Genomic DNA, 6,394 nt, shown 5'->3' on the forward strand with positions numbered 1-6,394 from the left:
GTCTCACCCTTCCCCGCCGATGTGCTGGCCAGGGTCGAAGCCATGCGCGCCGCCCATTCGGCACTGCCGATGCCGGTACGGGCCGGCCGTTCGATCGGCATCAAACGCAAATAGGGCGAAGCCGACACCTTCTCGTTCCCGGCGTCAAAGCCACACCGGCAATCTAAAATCGCAGAACCCTCCCATCGGCCGGCAGCAGTGCTTGAAGCGGCGCGGCGCCCTCGTTAACCTTACCAAGGTTTTAACGGGAACAAGCCATCTGAGCCGTTGCGCGACTCAGCGGGTCGGTCGAAAACGATCCGCATCGAGGTAGCGACACGGGCGGCGCGGCGCCGGTTCGAGGAAAGTGCATGAAAACCGACATCAAGGTCGAGGTGGACAGGCTGGCTGCCGATCCGCGCATCACCGACTATGATTTCTGGCGCTCGCTCAAGAACGTCAACAACGAGATCTTCCACATCGCCAACAACAACGAGCCGATCCCGTTCGACATGATCCGCTGGCGCGCCATCCTGAAGCAGGCGCGCATGAAGCGCGGCCACGCATAGGTTCCTCTCCTGTAGGTCAAGCCTGGCGCCTCAACGCTCCCAGCGCCGAGCGCGCCACCACCGGCGACGACTGGATGATCGCCGTATTGGTCATCGCATAAGGAATGATGCGGTCGATCACCCGCTCGAGTTCGGCCACCGAGCCGACATGCGCCAGCGCGATGAAACAATCCTCTCCGGTCACCCGGTCGCATTGCACGATCTCCGGCAGTTCGCGGATGATCTCGGCCACGAGGGCCAGTTGCCCCGGCACCGGCCGGATGCGCAGCCACGCCGACAGCGGCAGGCCGAGTGCCGCCGGGTTGATCCTGACCGAATAGGCCTCGATGACGCCGCTTTCCTGCAGCCGCTTGATGCGCTCGGCCACGCTCGGCGCCGACAGACCGACTGAGCGTGCCAGCTCCGCCGTGCTGGTGCGCGCGTCCTTCTCCAGCAGACGCAGGATCTTCATGTCAGAGACATCGAGGTCGGCACTTTCAGTTCGAAGGCGCTTCATGGGAAATTCCTTGCTTCTGAGAGAAATCTCGCCAGACGAGCCCATCATCACTCATATAAACCGGCAAATATGCCTGCGATACTGAGCCGATGAATGATCAAACGCAAGCTCTTACGGCAGATCCTGCCCCCGGCAACCCCACCCTGGCCAGGCTGACGGAAAAATTGCCGCCGCATGTCTGGTTCGCCGTCAGCGCCGTCTTCCACTATCTCGGGCCGGCTTTCGCCGTGCTGCTTTTCCCGCATGTCGGCGTGCTCGGCATGGCGTGGCTGCGCATCGCCACGGCAGCACTCATCTTCGCACCCCTGACCCGTCCATGGCGAAGCTTCGCCCGCGCCGATCGCTCGACAAGGCTGCTGTTGCTGGCCTTCGGCGCCTGTCTGGCGGTGATGAACTGTTCGTTCTACCTGGCGCTCGACCGCCTGCCGATCTCGCTGGTGGCGGCGATCGAATTCGTCGGCACCATCGGCGTCGCGGCGATCGGCCTCAGGAGCCCGCGCAATCTTGCCGCCCTTGTCGTCGCCGTCGCTGGCACCTTGCTGCTCATCGACGTCAGATGGTCCGACAATCCCATCGGGCTGTGCTGGGCCTTCCTCAACGGCGCGCTGTTTGTCGGCTACATCGTGCTCGGCCACCGCGTCGCCGCGTCAGGCGTAGGCGCCGGCATCGCCGGCCTGGGTGCCGCCATGGCGATCGCCTTCATCGTCGTGCTGCCGATCGGCCTCACCGATGCGCTGCCGGCCTTTTTCTCACTGCCGCTGCTGTTCGCCGCCATCGGCGTCGGCATCTGCTCCTCTGTCATTCCCTGCATCTGCGACCAGCTCGCCATGTCGCGGCTGCCACGCGCCAGCTTCGCGCTGATGCTGTCGCTGCTGCCCGTCACCGCGACGCTGATCGGCGTCGTCGTGCTGCGCCAGATGCCAAGTTTTACCGATTGCCTCGGCATTGCGCTGGTGGTCGCCGGCGTCGCCTTCCACAAGCCGGCGAACACGGATTAGACGAACGCCCTATGCCAGTTTCTGCTTGAGGAAGGCGATCGTTCTGCCCCAGGCCAGGTCGGCCGCCTTCTTGTCGTAGCGCGCTGCCGACGTGTCGTTGTTGAAGGCATGGTTGGCGCCTTCATAGACATAGACCGTGTATTCGACATGCGCCGCGTCGAGTTCCTTCTTGAAGGCGTCGATGCCGGCATTGATGCGCTCGTCCAGTCCGCCATAGTGCAACAGCAAGGCCGCCTTGATCTTGGATACATCGGCGGCCTTCGGTTGCATGCCGTAATAGGCAACGCCGGCACTGAGATCGGGCGCGTTGATGGCCAGCATGTTGACCGTGCCGCCACCCCAGCAGAAGCCGATGGCGCCGACCTTGCCGTTGCCGTCCTTGTCGCTCTTGAGGAAAGCGACGGTCGCGACACCGTTGGCGATGGTCTGCGCCGGATCGAGCTTGGCGAACATGTCGCGCGCCTTGTCTTCATCGGTTGGCGTTCCGCCGAGCGGCGACAGAAAATCCGGCGCCAGCGCCACGAACCCCTCCAGCGCCACGCGTCGCGTCACATCGCGGATATGCGGGTTGAGCCCCCTGTTCTCATGCACGACGATCACCGTGCCGAGCTTGCCCGCCTTGTCCACCGGCTTGACCAGGTAGCCCTTCATTTCGCCGCTGCTGCCGGGATAGCTGATGTCCTCGCCCTTCACCCGCGGATCGTTGTCGGCGACAACAGCCGCTTGCGCCGAATTTGCCGCCAGAAGCGGCGCGATCGCGGCCGCCGCCGCACCCGATCCGGCAAGCCGGGTCAACTGCTCCATGAACCGGCGGCGATCGAGCGTCAGATGCGTGTATTCGTCATAGGCGTCGATCATCGCCTGGGTGATGGCGGGCTTGGCGTCGGGTTTCGTCATGGATAGGTCCTCTGCTTCGGGCTTTAATTCCCAGCTACATAGGGACCAAGCCGGCATGATCCAGTCGAGCACTCATCGCGGCCGCCGATTGCCTCAGGGCGCAGGGCGCCGGCCGCGCCCGAGCAGTAAAGCCGGCGCCATGCGCGGCCGTGTCATCACTTTTTGGTCATTGGCGATAAATCCTGCTGGCGCTGCCACAATCGTGAGGGAAGGTGGCTATCGCCCAGTATCTTGGCCGTGTGCCCACACGTCAGACCCAGAAGGAAGCGATGACCATGACCATGCCTTCCCCGATCCTCGCCAGCGCGCTCGTCCTTTCGGCGAGTGCCGCTTTGGCCCTGTGCTCGATGGTTCTGAACGCAGGCAGACGATCGTTGATCAGGGTCCGCACTGAGCGGAACCGCAACACGAAAACCCAGGGCTGAGTGACGCCATGAACGTCCAGGACATCGTCAACACCGTTTCGCAGAAGGCGGACCTCGACCAGGCGACGACGGAGAAAGTCGTCGGCACCATCTTCTCGGTGCTCGAACACGAGGCGGAAGGCACCAGCGCCTCGGCGTTCTTCGCCAGGATCCCCGGCGCCGACGACCTCGCCCATCAATATGACGTCATGGCTGCCGCTCCGGCCGGCGGCGGCGGTTTTTTGTCGTCGTTGCAGGGCGCGCTTGGCGGCGTTCTCGGCGAGAAGGCCGGCGCGCTGATCAACGGCGTCGCCGCGCTCAAGGCATCCGGGCTCGACATGGCGCAGATCCAGAAGGCCGGCGCGACGCTGATCCAGCAGGCCGAAGCCGCCGCCGGCCCCGACCTGACCAACAAGGTGCTCGGCTCGGTGCCCAGCCTGAAGGGCCATCTGGGGATTGGCTGATCGACAATCGGGCCGATCGGAAGATTTGCCGCCCCTCATCGCCCAGTCGGGCACTTTTCCCCGTCACTATGCGGGGAAAAGATACCGGCACAGATGATGGGCGGCGCGACCTCTGAGAGATCGCGCGCCCTGCGCCCCTACTTCGGCAGCGCGTAGGCGATCACATAGTCCCCGGGCTTGGTGCCGACCGAACCGTGGCCGCCGGCGACGATGACCACGAACTGGCGGCCGTCGGCCACCGTATAGGTCATCGGCGTCGATTGCCCGCCGGCCGGCAGCCGCGCCTGCCACAGCTGCTTGCCCGATGTCAGGTCGTAGGCGCGCAGATAGTCGTCGACCGCCGCCCCCAGGAAGGCGACGCCGCCAGCGGTGATCATCGGCCCGCCAATGCCCGGCACCCCGACCTTCAGCGGCAGCGGCAGCGGCGTCATATCGTAGACGGTGCCGTTGCGATGCATGTAGGCGATCTTGCCGGTCCTGAGATCGGCGCCGGCGACATAGCCCCAGGGCGGCGCCTGGCAAGGAATGCCGAGCGGCGACAGGAACGGTCCCATCACCACCGCATAGGGCGCGCCCTCGTTGCGGTTCAGCCCCTGCTCGCTGCCGCGCCCTTCGTCCGGTGGCGGCACCTGATCGCGCGGAATGAGCTCCGACTTGAACGCCAGATAGGTCGGCATGCCGAACAGCACCTGCCGGACCGGGTCGACGGCGACGCCACCCCAGTTGAAGGTGCCGAAGTTGCCGGGGTAGATCAGCGAGCCCTGGACGGAAGGCGGCGTATAGCGACCCTCATAGCGCAGGCCCTGGAATTCGATCCGGCAGGCCAACTGGTCGAACATGGTTAGGCCCCACATGTCGGCACCGGTGAGCGGCTTCGGCATGAAGGTAAGGTCGGAGACCGGCTGCGTTGGCGATGTGTGGTCACCTTCGATCGCGCCGCCGGGCGCCGGCACTTCGTTGACCGCAATGACCGGCTCGCCGGTGCGGCGGTCGAGCACATAGAGGTCGCCCTGCTTGGTCGGCCCGACCAGCGCCGGCACCACCGTGCCGTCGGGTTTGGTGATGTCGATCAGGCTCGGCTGCGCCGGCACGTCCATGTCCCAGAGATCGTGGTGCACGGTCTGCCGCACCCAGCGCACCTGCCCGGTGTTGAGGTCGAGCGCGGTGATCGACGACGAGAACTTCTCGACATTGGCGCTGCGCCCGGCGCCGAGCTGGTCCGGCGTCTGGTTGCCGAGCGGCACGTAGAGCAGGCCGAGCTTCTCGTCGGCGCTCGGCGTCGACCACATGTTGGGCGAGTTGGCGGTATAGGTCTGGCCGGCCGGCAGCGGCGTTATCTGGTCCGGATTGCCGGAATCCCAGTTCCACACCAGCGCGCCGGTGGCAGCGTCGTAGGCGCGGATGACGCCGGATGGCTCCTGCGTCGAATAATTGTCGTTGACCGCGCCGCCGACGATGATCTTGCCGGCTGAGATCAGCGGGGCCGAGGTCGAGTAATAATAGCCCGACTTCGGATAGGGCATGTTGGTCAGAAGGTTCAGCGTGCCGCCCTCGGCGAAAGCCGGGCAGATCTGCCCGTTGGCGGCATCGAGCGCGATCAGCCGCGCATCCGAGGTCGGCAGATAGACGCGGGTCGCACAGGGCTGCCCGGCGGCGCCGGCGGCATCGGCGTAATAGGCCACGCCGCGGCAGGTCTGGTGCTGGCGGTCCTTGTCGAGCTTGACCTTGGGATCGAAGCGCCATTTCTCCTTTCCGCTCGCGGCATCGATGGCGATGGCGAAATTATGCGGCGTGCAGATGTAGAGTGTGTCGCCGATCTTCAGCGGCGTCACCTGATAGGTGGTCTCGCCGACATCGTCGGGACCCTTCACATCGCCGGTCTGGTAGGTCCAGGCAGGCTGCAGCTTGGCGACATTGTCCGGTGTGATCTGGTCGAGCGGCGAATAGCGCTGGCCGAACTGCGTGCGGCCGTAATAGTGCCATTCGCCGGCCGGCACATCATTGCCGAGATTGGCGTTGGCGACCACCTTGTCGGTGCCGAGTTCGCCGGCAATATCCTTCGGATCCGAAGTCATCGAATAACCGGCGACGGCCAATGATGCCAGCACGGCAAGGATCAGCGGCGCGCGCCCGTCAGGGCCGACGAGACCCCGCCTCGCCCACGGCGTCAGCAGCCAAAAAGCGAGAAGCACGATGATGCCGCCGCGAGGCCCGAGTTCCCACCAGTCGAAGCCGGTTTCCCAGACCGCCCAGGCCAACGTGCCGAGCACGATCACCGCGTAGAGCCACAAAGCAGTCGACCTGCGCCGGTAAAGCAGCCAGGCGGCGATCAGGAAGGCAAGGCCGGCAACGACATAGTACCAGCTGCCGCCCAGCATCGCCAGGCGGATGCCGCCGCCGCCGAGTGCCAGGCCGATGAGGAAAAGAATGAGGGAGGTGATGGTGACAGCCAAGATGATACTCCTTCGACTGTTGCGCTTTGCGGCGCTGCCATGGCAACCCGGCATTGCGTCGCTGCCCGAAGCACAACTTTCTCCCGACGGTCCCGCCTGTCAAGCATGGGCCTCAAGCGCAGGCGGTAATGGTC

General features: G+C 65.0%; 6 protein-coding genes and 1 pseudogene. 4 read left to right on the plus strand and 3 right to left on the minus strand.

Translation table 11 applies throughout. From position 1 onward, the window contains the following. Window positions 1-114, plus strand: a pseudogene (locus EN893_RS39225) (thioesterase); the annotation flags it as partial. 236 nt (window positions 115-350) lie between these two features. Beyond that, the gene (locus EN893_RS13720; RefSeq protein WP_013531006.1) at window positions 351-548 is read left to right on the plus strand and encodes a hypothetical protein; all 198 of its coding nucleotides are present in this window, start codon (window positions 351-353) and stop codon (window positions 546-548) included. A gap of 16 nt (window positions 549-564) precedes the next feature. Here the strand turns inward: EN893_RS13720 and EN893_RS13725 are convergent, their stop codons facing one another. After that, window positions 565-1,044, minus strand: coding sequence for an Lrp/AsnC family transcriptional regulator (locus EN893_RS13725; RefSeq protein WP_127269207.1), 480 nt, complete (start codon window positions 1,042-1,044; stop codon window positions 565-567). Between the two features lie 89 nt (window positions 1,045-1,133). On the opposite strand from EN893_RS13725, the gene EN893_RS13730 reads away from it, so the two are divergent. Beyond that, window positions 1,134-2,042: a DMT family transporter gene (locus EN893_RS13730; RefSeq protein WP_127272567.1), complete on the plus strand. Its 909-nt coding sequence runs from the start codon at window positions 1,134-1,136 to the stop codon at window positions 2,040-2,042. Window positions 2,043-2,051: 9 nt separating this feature from the next. Here EN893_RS13730 and EN893_RS13735 read toward each other — a convergent pair whose 3' ends face one another. After that, the gene (locus EN893_RS13735; RefSeq protein ID WP_127272568.1) at window positions 2,052-2,939 is read right to left on the minus strand and encodes a dienelactone hydrolase family protein; all 888 of its coding nucleotides are present in this window, start codon (window positions 2,937-2,939) and stop codon (window positions 2,052-2,054) included. Window positions 2,940-3,372: 433 nt separating this feature from the next. Between EN893_RS13735 and EN893_RS13745 the strand changes: the two genes are divergently transcribed. Beyond that, window positions 3,373-3,807, plus strand: coding sequence for a hypothetical protein (locus EN893_RS13745; RefSeq protein WP_127271113.1), 435 nt, complete (start codon window positions 3,373-3,375; stop codon window positions 3,805-3,807). 137 nt (window positions 3,808-3,944) lie between these two features. Here EN893_RS13745 and EN893_RS13750 read toward each other — a convergent pair whose 3' ends face one another. Beyond that, window positions 3,945-6,260 carry a glucose/quinate/shikimate family membrane-bound PQQ-dependent dehydrogenase gene (locus EN893_RS13750; RefSeq protein WP_127273330.1) on the minus strand — a complete coding sequence of 772 codons (2,316 nt, stop codon included), beginning with the start codon at window positions 6,258-6,260 and terminating at the stop codon, window positions 3,945-3,947. Window positions 6,261-6,394 lie beyond the last annotated feature (134 nt).

Source organism: Mesorhizobium sp. M7A.F.Ca.CA.004.04.2.1, assembly GCF_004022825.1.
Taxonomy (GTDB): domain Bacteria; phylum Pseudomonadota; class Alphaproteobacteria; order Rhizobiales; family Rhizobiaceae; genus Mesorhizobium.

Excerpts from the sequence above, each read along its gene's own strand:
- EN893_RS13735 (WP_127272568.1), bottom strand. The coding sequence starts at position 2,939 with ATGACGAAACCCGACGCCAAGCCCGCCATCACCCAGGCGATGATCGAC.
- EN893_RS13725 (WP_127269207.1), bottom strand. The coding sequence starts at position 1,044 with ATGAAGCGCCTTCGAACTGAAAGTGCCGACCTCGATGTCTCTGACATG.
- EN893_RS13745 (WP_127271113.1), top strand. The coding sequence starts at position 3,373 with ATGAACGTCCAGGACATCGTCAACACCGTTTCGCAGAAGGCGGACCTC.
- EN893_RS13720 (WP_013531006.1), top strand. The coding sequence starts at position 351 with ATGAAAACCGACATCAAGGTCGAGGTGGACAGGCTGGCTGCCGATCCG.
- EN893_RS13730 (WP_127272567.1), top strand. The coding sequence starts at position 1,134 with ATGAATGATCAAACGCAAGCTCTTACGGCAGATCCTGCCCCCGGCAAC.